This is a genomic window from Amycolatopsis sp. TRM77291 (assembly GCF_054166285.1).
The window spans coordinates 5344292-5364699 of record NZ_JBSZHF010000001.1 but is presented as its reverse complement, the minus strand read 5'-3'; the positions used below and the strand labels follow the sequence as shown (position 1 = coordinate 5364699).

Sequence of the window (20408 nt, the reverse complement as noted above, 5' to 3'; positions counted from 1 at the left end):
GGGCCGAACCAGGCCCGTTCTCCGCGGATCCGCGGCCGGTGTCAGCTCGGCCTTGGCAGGCGGAAGCTTCCGTTGGCGACGCCGCCGACGAACGCCTCCCACTCGCCGTGGTCGAAGACCAGCACGAAGCCGTCCGGGTTCCGGCTGTCCCTGAGGCCCACGGCGTCCTTCGTGATCGAGACCTCGACGCACTGGTTGTCCGGCGGATTGCTCAGGGGGGACTTGTGCCACTCCTTGAAATCGGTATCGAGGTGGTCTTTATGGGCGTCCTGGATGTTCATCTACCTGCTCGTACCCTTCTGCTCTCGACGAGGCCGCAACCGGCTACAGCGACGAGGCGATGTCGAGCAAGGTGCGGCGCGTCTGCTCTGGCCCACTGGCAGCTGCCTTCTGGTGGTCCCAGAGCGTCAGGTATCGCGCCGTCCGCTTGCTGTTGTCGACGTACTCGCCGCCGTCGTGTTGCTCGAGATAGATGATGTCAACCGCAGGGTTCGTGTCGTAACCGAAGATGGTGTAGTCGTGCCCTTGGCCCATGTAGTAGCCGGTGGCGAACGGCACGATCTGCAGTTCGATGTTCGGGCGATCGATGGTCTCTATGAGCTTTGTGATCTGCGCCTTCATGACCGGACCGCCTTCGGTCCGATGGAGCGCGGCCTCGTCGAGGATGAACCAGAACTGCTGGTCGGTGTTGTCCAGCACTCGTTGCCGCGCCAGCCGATCGGCGGCGTACTTGTCGATCTCCTCGGGAGTCAGCGAAGGCCGCCAGGCACGCGCGTTCGTGCGCATTTAGTCCTCCGTCTGCAGAAGTCCGTGGACGACGAGTGCTTGGTATGAGGAGTACCTGGTGCAGCTCGGTTCCATGTCGACCAGCAGTCGCAGGTACTGGCGGAACCGGGTGCTGAAGGCGCCGCGCTTGGTTCGGCGGTTGCTCTCGGCTTGAAGGTCCCGCGTGTAGGCCCGGTCGGACTCGTTCGCGTCATAGCGGTCGAGCAGGGCATTGAGCTCGATCAGCTTGATCCCGCTGCCACTCTCGATATGAGCGATCTTCTGCTGAGTGCATCCCAGGACCGTCGCCGCGTCGTCTTGCGTCGCATGAGCGACTTCCCTCAGCCTGGCCAGCTGATTGCCGAGGACGACCTTCATGACAGGCGGCGGCAACTGCAGGTGTTGCGTCACGGAGTCCTTCACCTCCACAGGGTGTCCTGTCGCGGAGCGTATCCGCAATTCACTCATTCGGTGGCCTAGTTAATTTGAGTACACAAGTTACAGTCGAGAGGTAGATAGATATCACCAGGTCCTGAAGGAGCGTGAAGCGATGTGTACACAAGTTAGCATCGCCGCTGCGAAGGCCGCGGTCGTCCCCAGTGCCTTCGAAGCCCCCGTTGAAATGTCCAGGGGGTCTGGGGTGGCGATCGCAGTGGCGCTCCTTCTTCTAGTGGGCTGCGTGGTCGGAGTCGGTGTCGGCTGGTGGTACGTGGCTGAGCAGCGCCGGATTCAGCGCTGTCGTCATTTGCCATCGCGCCCAGCCCCCGAGGCGCCGCTGACGATGTCGGACTCGACCCTCGCCTCCCGGGGTTTCGAGCACCTCGTCGCCCGGCCGCGCAGCCCACGGCAATCCGTCACCAACGAGCGATTCACGACTCATGGAGGAGGTGGCTCGCGGTGACAACGTCGGCCACTGGTGGCTCAGCTACACGTTCGGGCTCAACTCCGGAAGAGCGGTGCGCCTTCTACCGCAACGAGTATTGCCTGCCTGCTGCCATTGATCCCTTCGCGCGGCGGATCCTCCTTCCCATGGGAGGGTTGTTCGGCGCAGTCAGCATGCCCCGCGACCTTGGTCGCCGAGTTCTCGCAGGACTGCGGGTTCGAATGCTCGCAGGACCTGTGGTCGAGCGGCCCCATACCGAGCGGTGGACGTTCATCACCGGGCCCGGCCATAAGCCGAACGAGGCTGTCTTCGCCGATTTGCTCCGGTTCGGTGCGTCCGTCGCTCCCTTGGGAGACCACGTCGTCCTGCCGTCTCCGGCCGACGAACGGCTCGACCTCTGGCGCTGGGAGTGCAAGCCGACGGCGCGAGGTGACTTCCCACCTCAGTCCGCGGTAATCGCCACCACAAGAGCGATGGCGATGTCCGTCGCTCGGTGACAGACCTGCGCCCGCGGCATCGTGGGCGCTTTACAACTCCGGTGGCCCGATGTGGCCCCCGACCCGGATCGGGCCACCGGTTCCACTTCTGCCGCTCTTCCTCGCACGAAAGCGGCGCCATGGAAGGAAAGATCAACGGTGATGCCTTCGCTGATTTCGTGGGCTCAGGCGGCTGGGCGTCACCAACATTTCCGTCGAACCGCGTGGGTTCGGTGAACCATGCAGCAGACGCAGGTGCAGCCATTACTTTTCTGGGGTACCAACCAGCAGGGCGGGACCGCGGACCGTTATGCCGGTCGTGTCCACGTCGTCTGGCCGAACGACGAGTGCTTCGGTCTATGCGGACTTCCGATCGAAGAGATCTGGGAACAGCGGCCACCGGTCCCGGACACCTTGTGCCCGCTGTGCTGCGTGCGCGCCATGGCTGCTCTCTTCCCGGCCTTCGCTGTCTCCTTGCTCGACTCGTCCGGGCCGGGACGACACGAGCTTGCTGAACCTGGCGATTCGCCTCCCTGATAGCAGGCAGGCAGGAACGCGCTTTTGTTGACACAGAACGGAATTGGGGTACGCAGACGTGGTTCAACTTATTGATCGTTCTGGCGAGAAGGGCGGCTGGCGTAGGCGTGTTTGCTGTACGCGCGGTAGCAGTTCAGGGGCTCGGGCGTCGATCGGCGAAGTTCTGGAGAGATGCGATTCCCGGCTGATCGTCGCGGTCCGGAACGGAGACAATACGGCGTATGGCGAGCTCTACGAGCGGCATGTCGTGTCGGCTCGGAACCTGGCCCGTCAGCTTGCTCGTTCGAGCTTCGAGGCTGACGATTTGGTGGCCGAGGCGTTCAGCAAGGTTCTCAAGATAATTCGTTCTGGCCGAGGCCCTAGTACCGCTTTTCGCTCGTACCTGCTCACGGCGCTGCGTTACACCGCCTATAAGAAGACGCGTAGAGATCGGAAAGTCGAGCTGTCGGAGGACATCACGGCGACTGTCGATCCTGTGCTGGTTAGCGTGCCCTTCAGCGATACGGCGATAGCCGGCCTGGAGCGAGGCTTTGCGGCCAGGGCGTTCGCGCGGTTGCCTGCGCGGTGGCAAGACGTCCTCTGGCGCACCGAAATCGAAGGTAGGGCGCCCGCGGATATCGCGCCCGAACTAGGGCTCACAGCCAGTGGTGTCTCGGCTTTGGCTTACCGAGCACGAGAAGGCCTTCGTCAAGGTTATCTTCAGGCCCATTTGGCTGTCGACAACGCGAAACGATGCGCTCCCACGATCAAACGCCTCGGGGCTTGGACCCGGGACGGCTTGCTGAAGCGCGAGGCCAGCCAGGTTGAGGAGCACCTCAGTGCTTGCGAATCGTGCCGTTTGCTATCGGCGGAACTGGCCGAAATCAATGGTGCCTTCCGCATCGGCAGACGAACTGACGCCGGTCCTTTGTAGCCGATCAACCTCGCGCTCACGATGAGTGACAGGGTGCCTGCGATCGGGTGAAAGTTCGCTGATGGTATCCAGATGGCGACTCTCCGGGCATACCGTGGCTGGTCCAGACGTGTGACGCCGTTAAGGCGACTGGATAGGCACAACCGCGCGGTTGGAGGGACCAAGTGCGGCGTGTGGGAGGGGCGGGCTTTGTCGACTCATTGAGAGTCGGCGAGTTTCGTGCGCTGTGGTCGGCCGAAGGTGTTTCGATCCTCGGTGATCAGCTTGCGAGGGTGGCTCTGGCGGTTCTGGTCTTCGACCGGACATCGTCGGCTGTGCTCACAGCGCTGACTTATGCGCTCACCTTCGTTCCTGCCGTTCTCGGCGGATTTCTCTTGTCCGGATTGGCCGACAGATTCCCGCGCAAACGCGTTCTCGTGCTGACCGACCTGGTGCGTGCGGGACTGGCTGCGGCGATGGCCGTCCCCGATATGCCGCTCTGGCTGCTTTGGGCCTTGGTCGGTTTGCTGACCATGGCGTCGGCGCCGTTCAAAGCGGCCCAGTTGGCGCTCCTGCCAGACGTGCTGGGAGAGGAGCGATATCAACCTGGCCTCGCCCTTCGCCAAATGACGGTCCAGATCGCTCAGGTAGTGGGCTTCGGCTTCGGCGGGATTCTTGTCGGCGTGCTCGGCCCGTCCGGCGCCCTGGCCTTCGATGCCTTCACCTTCGGGTTCAGCGCACTGATCATCGCAGTAGGCGTGAGACCCGGCAGAGCCGCGAAGGAACGCACGTCGGCCGTGGATGTTGGCGATGCGCAGCCCCGAGGGATCGATTTCAGATTGGCGGCGCCGTTCATTTTGGGCGCGTTGATCGGGCTCTTCGTGGTGCCGGAGGGTCTGGCGGCTCCATACGCAGAAGCTCTCGGACTCGGAGCGGTCGCGATCGGTCTCCTGATGGCAGCGGATCCTGTTGGCAGCGTCATCGGGGCCTGGTGGGCAGCCAAGACCAGCACCTCGACCACGCCGACTCAACGGGCCGTCGTAGTGCCGGCCGCGCTCGCCGGAGTGCCACTCATTGCCTGTGCGTTCGCCCCGGGAATCGTGTGGTCGATCGTGCTGTGGGCGGCATCCGGCGTCTTCTCGACGATCTATTTGATCCGCCTTCAGCCCATGATCGTTTCCCTCGTGCCTGATTCTCGGCGTGGCAGTGTCATGGGACGGTTCAGCACCACCGTCTACGCCGGGCAAGGCGTGGCGATCTTGAGCGGCGGTGTCGTCGCCGAACTCATCGGCCCGACCTATACCGTCGCTGCGGCCGGCTTACTGGCCACGGCCCTGGTCGTGACCATCGGAGCGGCCTGGAAGATGGCTCGCCCTCGACGAGGCAGAGTCACCGAGGACGAGCCTGCGCAAGCTGATAGGGCAGCACGAAGACCATCAGACTTCCTTGTTACGCATCGTGGCCTCCTCCCGGGACGTCCGGCTGAAGGAGGAGGAACCACCGGCCAGGAAGCGGCGACTTCGGAGACCGGCCCCTCCTCCGAAGGGAACGGAAGTGCGGTCAGTATGCCGGGGAAGTCACAGAGCGCGCATGGCGATAGCCCGAACGGACGCGTAGGCTGGTCTGTTTGGTCTCACTCTCTGTATGCGCGTGGATTCGTCTTGTTCATCGAGATGGCCGCAGTCGCAGCAGTTGGCATCAGCGTGGCTGCTGACCCACCGTCATGGGCGGACTTCCGCGTCTGCCTTTTCATGATGGCCTTCGGGTTGATTGCGGCCGAGATGGCACGCCGTGTGGAACGCCGTCGCCGACGCTTCTCGGACACCCCACACGTCAATTTCTCCTCAGTGTGGACGCTCGCCGGAGCTCTCATCTTGTCGCCGGCGCTTGAGGCTGCTCTCGCTGTCGTTCTCTATGTCCACCTCTGGCTCCGTTGTTCGCGCGGCGTGGCTGGGACGTTCGCATCACGGTTCCTCTTCAATGCGAGCAACGTGATCCTGTCCTGTCAGGTGGCCGGATGGCTCGCGCAACGCCTGCAACTGGTGCCGATGACCCACGCCTTCGACGCGTTCGATGCACTGGTGTGCACCGCGGTCGTCGTCGTGTACTTCGCCGTCAACTCGGCGATCGCCGCGATCACCATCGCGATCGTGCGCCCGGACAGGACGGCGAGGAGACTCCTCGGCGAGTTCAGCGAGAACGTGCTCGAACTTGCGACCCTCTACATGGGCGTAGTGACCGCCATCTTACTGAGCATTCATCCGACTCTCGTGATTCTGATCTTCGTCCCGTTGTACGCGCTACACAGATCCGTGTTGATCAGGCAATTCGAGCATGCGGCCACCATTGACACGAAGACCGGCCTGCTCAACTCGACTGCCTGGCACGCTCTCGCTGAAGCCGAGTTCGCGCGAGCCCGGCGTAGCGGCGCACGCATCGGCATCCTCATGATCGATCTTGATCATTTCCGTCGCATAAACAGCAACTTCGGGCATCTGGCTGGCGACCGGGCGCTCCGGGCCGTCGGGCAAGTCCTTCGGGACGTCGTAGGCGGCGAAGACTACGGCGGCCGGTTCGGCGGCGAGGAGTTCGTCGTGGTCCTGCCCGGTGTGACTCCGGAGGAGCTCGAAGCCGCTGCCAACCGAACATGCGAGGCAGTCTTCCGGTTGCGCGTCGACGGGATTCACGACCAGGCCGCGGGCGGACACCACCCGCTCAGCGTGTCGATCGGCGCCGCGGTGTTCCCGGATGCCGGTGCGAGCCTTGAGGACGTACTTCTTGCCGCCGACCTGGCGTTGTTCGCAGCGAAAGACGCTGGGCGGAACCAGGTTCGCTTGGTCAAGACGATCACTTGATCAAGCGTCGCCTGGTGAGGCGCCCTCCGCCAAACTGTCGCGATTCTGCTGCGCCCAGCTTGCAAGCGGCCTGAGCGCCCGGAGTAGTTCCTTTCCGCTGGGAGTAAGCCGGTACCAGACGCTGCCGCCGATCTGGCCGCCCTCAGCGCGGCGGACGACCAGGCCGTTGTCCCGGGCACGTTGCAGCGTGTCGGTCAGCACCTTGTCCGTGACCGGCTTCGGGTGCGACACCCATCCCACGCGCTCCTCGGCGCTGTTCACCTCCGCCATCAGATCCTTGTAGCGGCGTTCGCCGAGCGCGAGGGTGGCCAGCACCGCCACCGTCCATTGACCGGACAGCACGGCCAGTGCTTCGTGGAGGCTCTGGCGGTAGGGGACGTCCCAGTCACTGGTCACGGCCATTACCTACCACGAACCGAGTTGCGGCGGCGCAACTGAACCGCGCTGGCGTCCACTGTTCGGGTGAAGATCGACGGACTGAGCCCAGGCTCAGTCCGTACTTACCTTGCAGATAGTCGGGGTTGACCAGCTAGAACCGAATTGCCCGACGTTCGACGCCGGGGAACGGAGTGAGCGGGTGACCGGCTGATCTCGGTGCGGCGAAAACGCCGAGACAGCCGGTCGCCAACACCAGCAGGGGAGGGGATGTGACGTTGACCGGGACTGAAGGACATCCAGGAGTGCGCGAGGCGCTTCTGGCGGAGTACCTGCTGGCGTGCGGTCATGCGGAGGCCTTGCCGGTCACCCGCGACATGCTGCTCACTGACCGGTCGAACGTGTCCGGAACCGTCATGTGCGGCGCCTGCGGCGAGTGGTGTGGCGTCATCGAACGTCTCGACCCGGCCGACGAGGTGGCATCGTGAAAGTGGACGAACTGAGTGCACCTGCTCGAGTGAATGAGCCACCTGCCCGTGCCGCGCTCGACAAGCCGCGGGGATTATCGCGCCGGTGGGAGAACCTGCTCGCACCGTTGATCGCTGCCGTGGTCGCGATAGCGATCTTTTATGGCATTTCGGTGCTGCGTGATGACACCGTGCCGGTGTTAGTGCTTGCGCGCGACGTCGCATGGTCGGTTCCGCTGTCGACGGAGGACATCGCGACGGTCGAGATCGAACCCGCGCAGGGTGTGCAGGTCATCCGAGCATCCCAGATGGCGGGCGTGCTGGGAAAGCGGCTGACCGCGAGCCTGCCCGCGGGGACATTCCTTACAGCGCGTGAGCTCACTGCAGATCCCTTGGTTCAGCGCGGTGAGTACGTGGTCGGGCTACGTCTCGAACGCGACGAGCGTCCAGCGCGGGCGTTGCTGCCGGGAGTAGTCGTCTGCGTGTCACCGTTGCCGGCCGGTCGACCGTGCGGAGGACCGAACAGCGGGGGAGGTGCCTTCATGGCGCGGATTGCCGACCTAGGGCAGTCGGACGAACATGGAACAGCCGTGGTCGACGTGATCGTGAAGGCCCCGGAGTACGAGCGTGCGGTCGCGGCCTCCGCCGGGTCGTTGGTGGTCACGGTGATTGGACTATGACGATGGCGATCAGGATTCGGATCCTCTTCGGTGAGGATCGGGGCAGCGAGATGGCCGGGCTCAGGCCGACGGGCGTAGGCCCTGAACGTGACGTGTCGCCGATTCGCCACCCGCGGAGATGGAGTGGGAAGGAATGGTTCAACCTGACCGCTGCCTCGCTGGCCATTGCCGTCGCGGTTACGGCGCTCGTGCTCCGACAGGAGCCAGCAGGTTCGCTGCTGGTCGCGAGTGGGTTCGCGCTCACGGCAGTGCCGATCGCATTCGTCGACGCACGTACCGGGCAGATTCCAGATCGCCTCGTGGGGGTGGCGTTCGTGACGGTGTGCGCGGTTGGCGCCGCAGTGTCTGTGACTCAACGTGATGCTGACGCACTGTTGCGCGCACTGGCCAGCGCTGGATCGCTGCTGGCCTTTTACGGTGCTCTCTATTTCTTCCGTCCTGGGCAACTCGGCGGTGGAGATGTAAAGCTTGCTGTGCCCGTTGGTTTCATGCTCGGCTGGCACAGTTGGACGTCCGTCGTCATCGGGACATTCATGGCTTGGTTCTGTCTCGCTGTGGTCATGGCCTTAGCGCGACTCGTCCGCAGATCGGCGGAAGTCGCGACGGTGCCATTAGCGCCAGCGATGGTCGCCAGCGCACTTTGCTTCCGTTGACAGATGGCTGTGGGAACGAAGGGGGCCGTAGATGAGGTATACCAACCGACAGGTTGTTACGGGATTGGTGGTCGGGCTTTGCTTGAGCTCGATGACGGCGTGTACCGCGTCGCCGGCGCCCAGCGGTAATTCTGATACGCGCTCGCCTTCCAGTACGCCGGCGGCTCCGATGTCATCGCCTGCAACTCCCGAAGAAACCGCTCGGCAAGCGGCAGTCCTTTCCTACACGGGAATGTGGCAGCAGATGGCCAAGGCCGGCGAGACCGGCGACTGGCAGTCACCCGAGCTCGCGAAGTACGCGACAGGCGATGCGCTCGGGGTGATCAACCGCAGCCTGTATACCGACAACCTCAACGGTGTCGTGACCAAAGGCGCACCGAAGACCAACCCCGAAGTGTCCAAAGTGGATCCGCAAGCCAACCCGGCCATGGTCATGATCTCGGACTGTGGTGACGACAGCGGCTGGCTGAAGTACAAGAATGGCCAGTTGATCAACGATACTCCGGGCGGGCGACGCTCGATCACCGCGGAAGTCAAGAAGCAGCAGGATGGAACGTGGAGAGTCACCCGCTTCGCCGTGGAGGGAGTGGGTTCGTGTTGAAACGCTCAGGAGTGGTGATCAGCCTGTCCGCGGCCGTGCTCGTGGCGACCGCGGTACCCGCATTAGCCGACGGGGGCTGGGGGTTCACCGACTGCAGCCAGTATCCCAACCCCGGCTGTGAGCTCGGCGCGGGCAAGGGCGGCACCAAGGGAAACGGTAGCCAGGGCAACCAAAACAGCAAGCCGGGTAACCCTGGGAAGAACAATCCCGGCACTGGGCAGGCCAACTCCAACGGCGACACGATCGTCGGTGGGAGCAACAACCTGGCCCAGTGCGGATACGAACGCAGCGGCTACCAGGCCCCAGCACCTGGCGGCGTGCAACCAGCGGCAATCCGCGTTCCGCCGAAGTCGGGCGTGGCCGCTGCGGTGTACCGGCCGCAGAGTGGGCCGCCCACCGCGCAGTTCGCGCAGGCCCAGCCGCCCTCGGGCGCGTGGTACGTCTATAAATGCACGGGACCTGGATTCGCGGATGCGCTGTACCGTCCGCCGGTCTGGATCGCCGACGGCCAGCCCGATCCGGCGCCACTGCCGTCCCCTGCTGAACTCGCCGCGCAGGCGCGCAGTCAGTTGCGTCTGCCCACGCCGAAGATCAAGGCGAACCCGGCCGGCGATCAGCTGGTGAGCTTGCCGACCTGGATGTGGCTGGATTCCAGCAGCTGGGGCGATGTGTCGGCCACCGCGGCGGTACCCGGCGTCTCCGTGACCGCAGTCGCCAGGCCGACCTCGGTGACATGGTCAATGGGTGGTGGCGGCTCGGTGACTTGCGCCGGCCCGGGCTCTCCGTTCCCCGCCGGCGGCAATCCGAAAAGCGCGTCGCCGGACTGCGGCTACACCTACCGCAGCTCCTCGGCTGGCCAGCGAGCAGAAGCGTTCCCCGTGTCGGCCACGGTGAACTGGACCGTGACCTGGTCGGGCGCGGGTCAAGGCGGCACGTTCCCGAACATGACGACGACCGGCAATGCCGCATTCCGCGTAGCCGAGAGCCAGGGCATCGCGACCGGCTGAGCTAGACCTCCCGTCTCACGAGGACGGGCGTCCACAACGAACACCGAAGGCACGTCGACTACCAGATCGACGCGTTGCGATGGCGTCATGCCTGAAGGAGGTCAGTGGTGACATCTACCGCAGGTTCGACGAACACGACGGCGCGGAAACAGGCGTCGCCGAACGCGTGGGCGGGTCGTGGCGGCAAGTCGCCTTCACGCCTGAGCGGCGGAGGTCGGCACCGCAGCGTGCCCTACCTGCTGCTCGGTGCCCTGCTGGTCGTGGTGTGCGCCGCGGGCGGCGTGTTCGCCGGGATGCAGTTGGGAGAACGGGAAGGCGTGCTGGCGTTGGCCCGTCCAGTTGCGGTAGGTCAGATCCTCACCGCGCAGGACCTCAAGCAGGTCAGCATGGCGACCGACTCCGGCATGGACGTCATGTCGGCATCGTCGACGTCCACCGTGGTGGGACAACCGGTCGCGTTCAGTCTGCCCGCCGGTTCGCTGGTTACCCGCTCGATCCTCGGTGCTCCACAGACTCCCTTGCCGGGTAAGGCAATTGCGGCAGTCGGACTGAAGCCTGGGCAGTTCCCGCCCGATCTGGCAGCCGGAACCACCGTCGCAGTGCTCGCCACCCCGGGCCAGGCCACCACGACGGGAACGACGATCGGACAGTACTCGTCCTGGACCGCGGTGGTGGCCGGAATCGCCACGCGCGAGACCGAACAGGCCACCGTGGTTTCCCTGCAGCTGTCCGAATCGGACGCTCGGGCGTTGGCCTCTGCTCCGGCAGGCCAGCTCAGCCTGGTAGCGATCGCCGGAGGTGGACGCTGATGCTCATCGCGGTCTGTTCACTCAAGGGCTCTCCCGGCGTCACCACGTTGGCCACCGCCCTCGGCGCTCGGTGGCCAGGGCAGGAGAACCCGGTTGTCGTCGAGGCAGACCCGGCCGGCGGCGACCTGATGGCCCGCTTCCGCCTGCCCGAGTCACCGGGGCTGGTCAGTCTTGCCGCCGCTGCACGGGGCCGCGGTGGCTCCGAGCCGAACCTGCTCGCCCAGCACACGCAGTTCTTGCCCGGTGGCCTGCGGGTTGTGCTCGGGCCGGCCGGCGCCGAACAAGCCCGCGCCGCGTTGTCGCTGCTGGCTCCGGGCGCGTCGTCGCCGATGCGCCGAGCAGCCGACCAACCTGGGACCACAGTCATCGTCGACTGCGGCCGAGTGGATCCCGATTCGCCTGCGTTCCCGATCATCCGCGGTGCGGACGCGATGCTGCTGGTCGCCCGACCACACGACGACGAACTCGCACACGTCGCCCTCAAGTTGCAGGTCGCTCAGCGGTGGTCGGCGAAGCCGTGTTTCGTGCTCGTCGGCGACGGCTACTCGACTGCCGAGGTTGCCCAGGTCATGGGCATCCCGGTGATGGGCCGCGTTCCCCATGACGACAAGGGTGCCGCCGTGTTGTGCGGGCACGGCAACGGCCGGCACAGCCCGGCGAAGTCCGCGCTCGGACGCGCCGCCGCCAAGATCGCGCTGAACGCCTTCGCGCATTGGCACGACGCCCACAACGGCGGCACCCGCGACCCGCACCTGCAGCTGGCGGTACCCCGGCCGCCGATCTCCAGCATGGCCAAGCAAAAACTCGGGCCGCAGGCCCGGAACGGTGCGAGGTCATGACCCGCGTCGGACTCGGTGCGCCGCACCTGACAACCACGTCGAACGGAACTACCGCTCACCCCGGCCCGACGAACCTCCCAGGCCCAGCGGAGCTTCCCCATCGACCCGCGGGGGAGGCCGCGGCCGTGGACCGGCTGCGGCAGTACCTACGTGAGCAGCTGTCCGCGCAACTGAGCCAAAGAATTCGGGACGACGAAAGCAGCGGTCGTGCTCCGATGGGGACAGTAGCGCGTCGTCAGCTGGCCGAAGCGATCCTGCAGGACGCCGCCGAGGCTCACGCGCAGGCGGAGATGCGGCAAGCCCACGACCTGGTGCGGCCGGACGTCGAGCAGCGGGTGATCACGGCCGTGCTCGACGAGGTCTTTGGGCTGGCCGGTCTTGAACCGCTGCTGGCTGACACCGAGATCGAGAACATCAACATCAACGGCTACGACCGCGTATTCGTTCGCTACGCCGACGGACGCCGGCGCCGGTTTCCGCCGGTGGTGGGCTCCGACACCGAGTTGGTCGAGCTCATCCGCGACCTGGCCACCCGATCCGGAGTTGAGGAGCGTCGCTTCGATCGCGGTTCGCCGGTCGTCAACTTTCAGCTACCGGGGGGTGAACGGGTCTCGGCGGTCATGGCCGTGACTGCGCGGCCTTCGGTGTCGATCCGGCGGCACCGATTCACCAAGGTCACCCTGGCGGAGCTGCGCGAGAACGGCACCATCGACCTGGCATTGGAATCCTTTCTGGCCGCGATGGTCCGCGCGCGGCGCAACGTCCTGGTCACAGGCGGCACAGCGATCGGGAAGACGACTATGTTGCGCGGGCTGGCCTCGGCGATTCCACCGTGGGAGCGGCTGATCACGATCGAGGACGTCTTCGAGCTCGGTCTCGGCGAGGACGACAAGGCGCACCCGGACGTGGTGGCGATGCAGGCCCGAGAACCCAATCTCGAAGGCGTCGGCGAGGTCTCGCTCTCGGACCTGGTGTGGCAATCCCTGCGCCAGAGCCCAGACCGCGTGATCGTCGGCGAGGTCCGCGGACCGGAAGTCATCCCGCTGACCAACGCGATGTCCATGGGCAACGACGGCAGCATGGGCACCCTGCACTCCTCGAGCAGCCAGGGCGCGTTCACCAAGCTCGCCGCCTACGCCGTACAAGGCCCCGAGCGGCTGCCGATGGAAGCGACGAACCTCCTGGTCGCCGCTGCCCTGCACTTCGTGGTGCATCTGGACAAGCCCCGCGGCGAGACCAGCAAACGCGTGGTGTCCTCCATCCGCGAAGTCGTCGGCGCCGACGACCGCCAGATCGTCAGCAACGAAGTGTGGCGACCGGGTCCGGATCTGCGGGCCGTGCCCGGCGCGCCACTGCGCACCGACACCGTGGACCTCCTCATGGACGTCGGCTACGACCCAGACCTGTTCGAGCGGCGCGAAGGGTGGTGGACGCCATGACTACGACCGCAGCCCTGTTCGGACTACTCGGTGCGGGCCTGGGGATCGGCGTCCTGCTCGTCTGGGCCGGGCTACGGGGCCGCCCCGCTCGCCCCGCGACGCCGTCGCGACTGAACGTCTGGCTCGTCGCTCACCACGATCGCAAGCAGGTCGGCTGGCTTGTAGTAGCCGTGCTCGCGGGCCTGGCCGTCGGCGCGATCACCGGCTGGGCGGTCGGGGCCATCCTGACCGTTTTGGCCGTGCTCGGTCTGCCGCGGATCCTCGGCTCGAACGTCGACCACAAGCGTCACCTCGAACGGATCGAAGCGATCGCAGGGTGGACGGAGATCCTGCGCGACACACTCGTCGCCGCGGCCGGACTGGAACAGGCCATCCTCGCCACGGCCCCGGCCTGCCCCGCCGCGATCCGCGAAGAGATCACCGAGCTGGCCATCCGGCTCGAACGCGGTGAACGCCTCGCCCCCTCGCTGCGCTACCTCGCCGAGCAGCTGCGGGACCCGACCGCCGACCTGGTGATCTCCGCGCTCGTGCTGGCTGCCGAACATCAGGCCCGGCAGTTGGCGGACCTGCTCGGGGAACTGGCCAGCGAGGCGCGCGAGCAGGCGTCGATGCGAATGCGGGTCGAAGCCGGCCGCGCCCGGACCAAGACCAGCGTGCGGGTCATCGTGATCACCACGCTCAGCTTCGCCGTCGGCCTGGTGCTGCTCAACCGCGGCTATCTCGCCCCTTACGACACGGCGTTCGGCCAGATCATGCTCCTGATCGTCGGACTTCTCTTCGCCGCCGCTTTTGTTTGGCTGGCAAGGATTGCACGCATGCGGGAGCCGGAGAGGTTCCTGACCGAGCTGGGCACGATCCGGCCGCACGACGCCGACGACCTCCTCTTGGAGAAAGAGGCGTCGTCATGATCGGTGCGTTGCTGTGGGGCGCGGGGCTCGGCGTGGGGTTGTGGGCGCTGGCGGTCTACTTCGTTCCGCCACGGCCACCGTTGCGAACTTTGGTCGACCGGCTGCATGCAACACCGGCACCGCCGCCGATCCTCGCTGCGGACTCCGACGGCTGGGCTCTGCGTGGGGGAAAGCCGTTCGTCAAGCCGCTAGCCGCACTCGGGCTGCCGAACCGCAAGTTACGCAACGACCTCGCCGTCACAGGCAAGAGCGTCGAGCACCACCTGTCCGAGAAGGCCGCGTTAGCGGTGACCGGATTGCTGCTGCCAATCCTGATGGAGCTCCTGCTCGTGGTGGCCGATGTCAGTCTGGGATGGGAAGTTCCGGCCATCGCCGGCCTCATCTTCGCGCTGGGCGGCTTCTTGCTCCCGGACATCTGCGTCAAGAAGGAAGCTGAGCGGCGACGCACGACATTCCGGCACGCGCTGGCGGCGTACCTCAACCTGATCCGCGTCCTGCTGGCCGGCGGCGCCGGAGTCGATGGAGCCCTCTCCGACGCGGTCGGCATCGGCAAAGGCTGGGCCTTCCAACAGCTTCGCCGCGCGCTGGTCACCGCCAAACTCACCCGTACCACGCCCTGGGCCACCCTCGGCCAACTCGGCTCTGAGCTCGACGTCCACCAACTGTCCGAGCTAGCCGCGTCGGTCAGCCTGGCTGGAACCGAAGGCGCCCGCGTGCGCGCCAGCCTCGCTGCCAAAGCCTCTGCGCTGCGCACCCGCGAACTCACCGACGCCGAAGGCGACGCCCAAGCGGCCACCGAACGCATGAGCCTGCCCGTGGTGATGCTGTTCGGTGGATTCCTTGTCTTTATTGGGTTTCCCGCACTCGCACAGGTGTTGGGAGGTCTCTGAGTTCCACGAGAGGAGTCCATAACGGACCCCGAACCACAGGGGAGAAGCTGATGTTCACCGAAGTCCAGATTCTTGTCGCCCGCCTTCGCGCAGCGCTGGATCGACTACGTCACGACGAGGACGGGTACTCGACCGAAGCTGTCGTGGTCACTGCTCTGCTGGCGGCGCTCGCGATCGCCGTGATCGCGATCATCGTTATGAAGGTCACCCAGAAAGCCAACGGTATCAATCTGTAGGACGGTGACCACGATGCCTCGATCGAACACGGCGACGACACGCGAGCGGCCGCTCGGGGCGCGCGTGCGCTCCGCGCTGCGTCGACTGCGCAACGACCAGCGGGGTGGCGGAACGGTCGAACTCGTCATCGCCACGCCTTTGCTGCTTCTGCTGATTCTCCTCATCGCCCAGTTCGCGTTGTACATGCACGCCACCCACATCGCCCAAGCCGCCGCATCCAAGGCGCTGTCCGCAGCGCGGGTCTCCGGCGGCAGCGCAGCCGCAGGCAACGCTGAAGGGCAACGCGTCCTGGCGCAACTGGGAAGTGGTCCATTGCAGGGAGGTGTGGTCAACGCACAGCGGGGGAGCGCCGAAGCCGCGGTGACCATCACGGGAACGGCGACGAGTGTCATTCCGTTCATGATCCTCGCGATTCACGCCGAAGCAGTTGGTCCCGTTGAGAAATTCACTCCGCCGACTGGTGCGGGGGCAGCGCCATGAGCGCGAGTTCCAAGCCCTGCAGGCGCGCCCAGCTGTGCATGCTGCGCCGCGATGAACGTGGCTCCGCCGCGGCCGAGCTCACTTTGCTCACTCCACTGCTCATTCTGCTGCTGTTGTTCGTGGTGCTGTGCGGTCGGCTCGCTGACACGAAGCTGCGGATCAACGACGTGGCGCACCAGGCCGCTCGCGCTGCCACCCTGGCCCGTACTCCGTCGCAGGCAACGGCGAACGCTCAGGCGACAGCCAGCGCCGCTTTGGCTTCCGCTGGCATCACTTGCCAGTCACTCTCGATCTCCACTGACACCCAAGGGCTCAAGCCCGGCTCGACGGTCACCGTCACCGTCTCGTGCAGCGTCGGTCTGGGTGACCTGACGATGCTCGGCGTCCCGGGATCTCGGAGGTTCGAATCCAGCTTCTCCTCACCAGTAGACGTGTGGCGCGGCACTTTCGTGCAGACAGGAGGACCAGGATGAGCTTCACAGGATCGTCTCCTCGCTGCGTGCTGCGCCAACTGCGCGAGGACCACAGCGGGCGGGTCACCGCGTTCGTCGTCATCATCGTTACCGCGGCCCTGCTGTTCGCTGGACTTGTGCTCGATGGCGGACTCGCGCTGGCGGCCAAGATCCGTGCCCTCGGTGAAGCCCAGGAAGCCGCCCGGGCCGGCGCCCAGGAAATCGATCTGACCGCCTACCGCGCCAACGGCACACTGCGCCTGGAAACACAGCAAGCCAATGCTGCCGCCCGCAACTACCTCGCCGCCGTTGGCCACGCCGGCACCGTCTCCGTCGCCGGCAACACGGTCAACGTCACCGTAACCGTCAGCCAATCGACGCAGCTGCTCTCGTTGATCGGCATCGGCTCGATCACGGTCATCGGTACCGGAAAAGCTCAGCCACAGAAAGGAATTTCGGGAGCCCTGCCATGACCAGCGGCCCTCAACGCAGGTCAACGATGAAGGAGACCAGGATGGCCACTCTTGAAGAGATCGAACATCGAGTCGCAGAGAACGACACTGCCGCGACCGCGAAACGATCTGCCGCGGCGAAGCGGGTCGGCGAACTCGCACAACTTCGGGCGGACGTCGCCGAGCAACTCAGCGATGTCGAGCGAGAACTCGGTGACGTACTCGCCGAGTCCAACGACGTGATCGGCATGGACGAGTTGGCGAAGTTCACCGACGTGCCCATTGCTGACCTGGATCGGTGGCTCAACGGCCGGAAGACCGCTCGCACCAAACGCAAGAAGCCCACCTCGTCCGCTGCGAAGACCGAGGCGCGCCAAGGTCTACCCACGGCGCCGACGAAGGCATCCGGACCGGCGCCGGCGGGCCCTGAGGTTGCCAAACCTCGGTCCGCGGCCGCGGGCGTCCCTGTCGAAGTGACTTGATCTGCCAAGGAATTGAGCACGCCGTGAAGCTGACACCGAGCACGAACCACCACGCCTCGTGGGCGCCGGCCAACGCTCTCTGGCTCGTCGGCCGAATCCTGTGTGGACTGCTCGCCCTCATCGCCCTGCTCGCGCTCGTTGCCGGCCTGCCCTGGGCTTTGGCGCATTTCGTCGGTTGGCCTCTGCCAAATCATCTGCCGGCTTGGGACGAGATCCAGGCGACACTGCTCACCAACTCCATGAGCCCGCAGGTCTTGCTCAATACCCTGGTCTTGTTGTGCTGGATCGTCTGGTTCTTCTTCGCCATCGACGTCATTCGGTGCACCGTCGACGCCGCGCGCGGGATCACCTGGCCGCAGGACCGTCCGCCTGGCCCGCTGCACGGGCTCGCCGCAGCCCTCATTGGCACCATCGTGCTGACCCTGCTCAGCAGCCGAACCCCATACACGGTGCCGACGTCGGCAGCACCGGCTCTGACGGGGGTTGCGGTGACCGCGCCCTTGACGCCCGGCCCCGCTGTGCACACGCTGGCCCGACAGTTAACCGATCGAGCTGCGCCTGCACCTCCAGGAACCGTGCGGACCACCGATGAAGTCCGGCTTCCGCACGATGGGATCTACGACAGCCTGTGGCGGATCGCCGAACGCGTCTACGGGTCCGGCGGCGGTAGCCGATGGCCCGAGCTGTTCCAGCTCAACCGAGGCGTCGAGCAACCTGACGGTCGTGCACTCACCGACCCCAACCTGGTGCGGCCCGGCTGGAGGATTACCGCCTACATCCCCGCCCCGCCCGACGAACCAGCGCTGGACGAGCAACGCCCGCCGTCCATACCCCCGCNGGCCCGAGCTGTTCCAGCTCAACCGAGGCGTCGAGCAACCTGACGGTCGTGCACTCACCGACCCCAACCTGGTGCGGCCCGGCTGGAGGATTACCGCCTACATCCCCGCCCCGCCCGACGAACCAGCGCTGGACGAGCAACGCCCGCCGTCCATACCCCCGCAACCGACCCCTCCGACGCGTCCGACCCCCTCAACCCAGCCAGCACCGACCACGCAGGTTCCGGGTGCGGCCGCCCAGGCCGAACCAGGCCTGGACCTGATGACTGGCGTGTTCGTCAGCCTCGGCCTGGCCGGCCTAGTCACCGCAGCCACGGTGTCGATGAGAGTGTGGCGACGCCGTCGTTACCGCATCGGCAGCGGAGACCGCGCCGACCTCCAGCGCCCAATCGCGCCCGTGGTCCGCGCACTGCGCACCGCAAACGACGACAACATGAAGTCCAACGACGTGGAGTTTATCGACCTGGCGCCCGCTTCACCACGGATCCACATCACCGCAGACGGCGCGCTCGAACCCGACGACGAACCGGCACTCGTTCCGACACGAGTCGGCGTTCGAGGTGGAAACGAACTCGCACTGAACCTCGCCGGCACCCGCGGCCTGGGGCTGGCCGGGCCCGGCGCCACGGATGCCGCCCGCGCACTCCTGCTTCACCTGCTTGCCGAGCACCAGCACGGCGGCAGCATCTGCGTGATCATCCCCGCCGAGGACTTGCACCTGGCGTTCGACGACGTTCAGGTCGAGCAGTTGCCTTCCACCGTCCTGGTGGTCGATTCCCTCGACGCCGCCCTCGACAAGATGGAAGCGGCCCTGTTGACCCGTACCCGCCACGCTCTCGTGGAGAGTGAATCGCATGCCGCCGCAGCCTCGCTTGTGCTGCTTGCCAGCCCTGCACCACACGCCGATCGCCGTTTGCAGGCCGTCCTCGACAACGGCTCCACTCTCGGCCTGGCCGGCATCCTGCTCGGCCAATGGCGGCCAGGCGCGACTATCCGTGTCCGCCCCGACGGCACCGTCAGCGCTACCAGCCCCGGTCTTGGCGACTTCCTCGCCGGCACACGTCTGTTCACCCTCCCCGCCGCCGACGCCACCGAGTTGCTCAACCTGCTCCGCGACGCCGAAGTGGTCCCCGACCTCGTAGCCACCGCGGCTGGCGATGACGATGTGCCGCTCGCGGACGATCACGGCCGCATGCGACGCCCGGGGTCAGAGCCGCGCTCGGAGGAGGAGATGACACAGCTCGAGTCGACCCGTCCGCCGGACCTGCGCCACGAGAAGCAGGCCGCATCGATACCGAGCTTGCAAGTGTTCGACGTCCAGCCGCCTGACCCAAACGCGGCTAGAGTTGATGAGCTCAGCACCGTCGACGCCCTGCCCGTCAACCGTGAAACACGGACCGCGGAGCAGCCGAGCCTGGTGGCGAAGGACCCGGGGGCGTCTCAACGGCCGCTTACCTTGCGCATACTCGGTTGTGTCCACCTTGCCCTGCGTGACGATTGCGGCGAACGCGAACTCACCGGCACGCTTACCCCGAAGCAGCGCGAGATGCTCGTCTACCTTGCACTGCACCCCCGAGGTGTCCGCCGCGAAGTCCTCAACGAAGCAGTCTGGCCTGACAGCCGGCCCCCTCGGCCGTACAACAGTTTCCACAACACGCTTTCGACGCTGCGCCGCACGCTCAGCGACGCCACCGACGGCCTGACCGGCAACCTCATCCTCAGCGAGAACGGCCGCTATCAGCTCAATCCCGACCTAGCCGTCGTTGACTTCTGGCATCTCGAACACGCCCTGCGGCTCCCGCGCACGGCCGATCGTCAATCTCAGACTCAGCTGCGCGATGCCGTCGAGCTATACCAAGGTGATCTCGCCGAGGATCTGGTCGCGTCGTGGGTCGAGCCCTACCGCGAGTCCATTCGCCGCGACGTCTTGGACGGGTTGGGTGCTCTGATCCGTTTGCACGGCGACTCCAATCCGGACACTGTGCTCGAACTGCTGGAACGCACTCGTACGCTCGATCCGTACAACGAAGGCGTATATCGCGACATCATTCGTACACAGGCGCGCCTCGGCCAGCACGCCGCCATCCCGCGCACCTTGGCGCTCTTGACCACCACGCTCGACGAGATCAACCAGCGTCCCAGCAGGGAGACGCTTAACCTCGCCGACTTTCTTCAACGCCGCGGAAGCACCCGTCGGCAGTTTCCGACCGACAACGCCGCCGCTGGCTGAGCGGTAAACCCCTGGCCTCGCCAGCAGCACTTCGCTGGCGTTGGTCGTCCTGTGCGGAAAGTCGCTCGGTTTCTGTGCTGCCGCTGAGATTCGACAGGCGCTCCGCCAGGCCGATGTTCTTCAACGATGACCCAACAGCAACACGTTCCCACCTGCAGACTCG

At 65.7% G+C, this 20408-nt stretch carries 22 protein-coding genes; 18 read left to right on the top strand and 4 right to left on the bottom strand.

The genetic code is table 11. From position 1 onward, the window contains the following. Positions 1-41: 41 nt before the first annotated feature. Genes ACXIZN_RS24830 through ACXIZN_RS24820 form a run of 3 tightly spaced genes read right to left on the bottom strand, consistent with a single transcriptional unit; the run spans position 42 to position 1188 of the window. Entirely contained in the window at positions 42-281 is a 240-nt protein-coding gene (locus ACXIZN_RS24830) for a DUF397 domain-containing protein (protein WP_457957140.1), read from the bottom strand. 43 nt (positions 282-324) lie between these two features. Beyond that, entirely contained in the window at positions 325-786 is a 462-nt protein-coding gene (locus ACXIZN_RS24825; RefSeq protein ID WP_457957139.1) for a DUF5753 domain-containing protein, read from the bottom strand. Further along, positions 787-1188: a helix-turn-helix domain-containing protein gene (locus ACXIZN_RS24820; RefSeq protein WP_457957138.1), complete on the bottom strand. Its 402-nt coding sequence runs from the start codon at positions 1186-1188 to the stop codon at positions 787-789. Positions 1189-2719: 1531 nt separating this feature from the next. Here ACXIZN_RS24820 and ACXIZN_RS24815 point away from each other — a divergent pair. Together ACXIZN_RS24815 and ACXIZN_RS24810 are read left to right on the top strand one after the other, a co-directional pair. Then, complete coding sequence (locus ACXIZN_RS24815; protein WP_457957137.1) at positions 2720-3574, top strand: sigma-70 family RNA polymerase sigma factor; 855 nt, start codon at positions 2720-2722, stop codon at positions 3572-3574. Positions 3575-3738: 164 nt separating this feature from the next. Then, positions 3739-6408: an MFS transporter gene (locus ACXIZN_RS24810; protein WP_457957136.1), complete on the top strand. Its 2670-nt coding sequence runs from the start codon at positions 3739-3741 to the stop codon at positions 6406-6408. On the opposite strand, the gene ACXIZN_RS24805 is transcribed toward ACXIZN_RS24810, so the two are convergent. Next, entirely contained in the window at positions 6409-6804 is a 396-nt protein-coding gene (locus tag ACXIZN_RS24805; protein WP_457957135.1) for a winged helix-turn-helix transcriptional regulator, read from the bottom strand. Between the two features lie 284 nt (positions 6805-7088). Between ACXIZN_RS24805 and ACXIZN_RS24800 the strand changes: the two genes are divergently transcribed. The 16 genes from ACXIZN_RS24800 (at position 7089) to ACXIZN_RS24725 (ending at position 20245) form a co-directional block, all read left to right on the top strand. After that, on the top strand, positions 7089-7271 hold the full coding sequence (locus tag ACXIZN_RS24800) for a hypothetical protein (RefSeq protein ID WP_457957134.1): 183 nt from the start codon (positions 7089-7091) through the stop codon (positions 7269-7271). Continuing rightward, positions 7268-7930 (top strand): SAF domain-containing protein, encoded by a 663-nt coding sequence (locus ACXIZN_RS24795; RefSeq protein ID WP_457957133.1) that lies wholly within the window; start codon positions 7268-7270, stop codon positions 7928-7930. Before ACXIZN_RS24800 ends, ACXIZN_RS24795 begins: the two co-directional genes overlap by 4 nt. Next, positions 7927-8583: a prepilin peptidase gene (locus tag ACXIZN_RS24790; protein WP_457957132.1), complete on the top strand. Its 657-nt coding sequence runs from the start codon at positions 7927-7929 to the stop codon at positions 8581-8583. The genes ACXIZN_RS24795 and ACXIZN_RS24790 overlap by 4 nt, the downstream gene beginning before the upstream one ends. A gap of 232 nt (positions 8584-8815) precedes the next feature. Next, the gene (locus ACXIZN_RS24785; RefSeq protein ID WP_457957131.1) at positions 8816-9184 is read left to right on the top strand and encodes a hypothetical protein; all 369 of its coding nucleotides are present in this window, start codon (positions 8816-8818) and stop codon (positions 9182-9184) included. Positions 9185-9198: 14 nt separating this feature from the next. Further along, positions 9199-10191 (top strand): hypothetical protein, encoded by a 993-nt coding sequence (locus tag ACXIZN_RS24780; protein ID WP_457957130.1) that lies wholly within the window; start codon positions 9199-9201, stop codon positions 10189-10191. Between the two features lie 227 nt (positions 10192-10418). Continuing rightward, positions 10419-11000, top strand: coding sequence for an SAF domain-containing protein (locus ACXIZN_RS24775; RefSeq protein WP_457957129.1), 582 nt, complete (start codon positions 10419-10421; stop codon positions 10998-11000). After that, positions 11000-11839, top strand: a complete 840-nt coding sequence (locus ACXIZN_RS24770; RefSeq protein WP_457957128.1) for a chromosome partitioning protein — start codon at positions 11000-11002, stop codon at positions 11837-11839. The genes ACXIZN_RS24775 and ACXIZN_RS24770 overlap by 1 nt, the downstream gene beginning before the upstream one ends. 215 nt (positions 11840-12054) lie before the next feature. Continuing rightward, entirely contained in the window at positions 12055-13278 is a 1224-nt protein-coding gene (locus tag ACXIZN_RS24765) for a CpaF family protein (protein WP_457957127.1), read from the top strand. Then, positions 13275-14186 (top strand): type II secretion system F family protein, encoded by a 912-nt coding sequence (locus ACXIZN_RS24760; protein WP_457957126.1) that lies wholly within the window; start codon positions 13275-13277, stop codon positions 14184-14186. The genes ACXIZN_RS24765 and ACXIZN_RS24760 overlap by 4 nt, the downstream gene beginning before the upstream one ends. Further along, a complete protein-coding gene (locus tag ACXIZN_RS24755; RefSeq protein WP_457957125.1) occupies positions 14183-15076 on the top strand; it encodes a type II secretion system F family protein in 894 nt (297 codons plus the stop codon). The genes ACXIZN_RS24760 and ACXIZN_RS24755 overlap by 4 nt, the downstream gene beginning before the upstream one ends. 50 nt (positions 15077-15126) lie before the next feature. Further along, positions 15127-15312, top strand: a complete 186-nt coding sequence (locus ACXIZN_RS24750; protein ID WP_457957124.1) for a hypothetical protein — start codon at positions 15127-15129, stop codon at positions 15310-15312. Between the two features lie 13 nt (positions 15313-15325). Next, entirely contained in the window at positions 15326-15793 is a 468-nt protein-coding gene (locus tag ACXIZN_RS24745) for a TadE/TadG family type IV pilus assembly protein (RefSeq protein WP_457960593.1), read from the top strand. Next, the gene (locus ACXIZN_RS24740) at positions 15790-16266 is read left to right on the top strand and encodes a TadE/TadG family type IV pilus assembly protein (RefSeq protein ID WP_457957123.1); all 477 of its coding nucleotides are present in this window, start codon (positions 15790-15792) and stop codon (positions 16264-16266) included. The genes ACXIZN_RS24745 and ACXIZN_RS24740 overlap by 4 nt, the downstream gene beginning before the upstream one ends. A gap of 26 nt (positions 16267-16292) precedes the next feature. Next, on the top strand, positions 16293-16718 hold the full coding sequence (locus ACXIZN_RS24735) for a pilus assembly protein TadG-related protein (protein WP_457957122.1): 426 nt from the start codon (positions 16293-16295) through the stop codon (positions 16716-16718). A 26-nt stretch (positions 16719-16744) separates the two neighbouring features. Then, the gene (locus ACXIZN_RS24730) at positions 16745-17179 is read left to right on the top strand and encodes a hypothetical protein (RefSeq protein WP_457957121.1); all 435 of its coding nucleotides are present in this window, start codon (positions 16745-16747) and stop codon (positions 17177-17179) included. 1098 nt (positions 17180-18277) lie between these two features. Beyond that, a complete protein-coding gene (locus tag ACXIZN_RS24725; RefSeq protein ID WP_457957120.1) occupies positions 18278-20245 on the top strand; it encodes an AfsR/SARP family transcriptional regulator in 1968 nt (655 codons plus the stop codon). The last annotated feature ends 163 nt before the right edge of the window (positions 20246-20408 follow it).

Excerpts from the sequence above, each read along its gene's own strand:
- ACXIZN_RS24825 (WP_457957139.1), bottom strand. The coding sequence starts at position 786 with ATGCGCACGAACGCGCGTGCCTGGCGGCCTTCGCTGACTCCCGAGGAG.
- ACXIZN_RS24740 (WP_457957123.1), top strand. The coding sequence starts at position 15,790 with ATGAGCGCGAGTTCCAAGCCCTGCAGGCGCGCCCAGCTGTGCATGCTG.
- ACXIZN_RS24750 (WP_457957124.1), top strand. The coding sequence starts at position 15,127 with ATGTTCACCGAAGTCCAGATTCTTGTCGCCCGCCTTCGCGCAGCGCTG.
- ACXIZN_RS24725 (WP_457957120.1), top strand. The coding sequence starts at position 18,278 with ATGACTGGCGTGTTCGTCAGCCTCGGCCTGGCCGGCCTAGTCACCGCA.
- ACXIZN_RS24765 (WP_457957127.1), top strand. The coding sequence starts at position 12,055 with ATGGGGACAGTAGCGCGTCGTCAGCTGGCCGAAGCGATCCTGCAGGAC.
- ACXIZN_RS24790 (WP_457957132.1), top strand. The coding sequence starts at position 7,927 with ATGACGATGGCGATCAGGATTCGGATCCTCTTCGGTGAGGATCGGGGC.
- ACXIZN_RS24785 (WP_457957131.1), top strand. The coding sequence starts at position 8,816 with ATGTGGCAGCAGATGGCCAAGGCCGGCGAGACCGGCGACTGGCAGTCA.
- ACXIZN_RS24745 (WP_457960593.1), top strand. The coding sequence starts at position 15,326 with ATGCCTCGATCGAACACGGCGACGACACGCGAGCGGCCGCTCGGGGCG.
- ACXIZN_RS24830 (WP_457957140.1), bottom strand. The coding sequence starts at position 281 with ATGAACATCCAGGACGCCCATAAAGACCACCTCGATACCGATTTCAAG.
- ACXIZN_RS24730 (WP_457957121.1), top strand. The coding sequence starts at position 16,745 with ATGAAGGAGACCAGGATGGCCACTCTTGAAGAGATCGAACATCGAGTC.
- ACXIZN_RS24770 (WP_457957128.1), top strand. The coding sequence starts at position 11,000 with ATGCTCATCGCGGTCTGTTCACTCAAGGGCTCTCCCGGCGTCACCACG.
- ACXIZN_RS24760 (WP_457957126.1), top strand. The coding sequence starts at position 13,275 with ATGACTACGACCGCAGCCCTGTTCGGACTACTCGGTGCGGGCCTGGGG.
- ACXIZN_RS24755 (WP_457957125.1), top strand. The coding sequence starts at position 14,183 with ATGATCGGTGCGTTGCTGTGGGGCGCGGGGCTCGGCGTGGGGTTGTGG.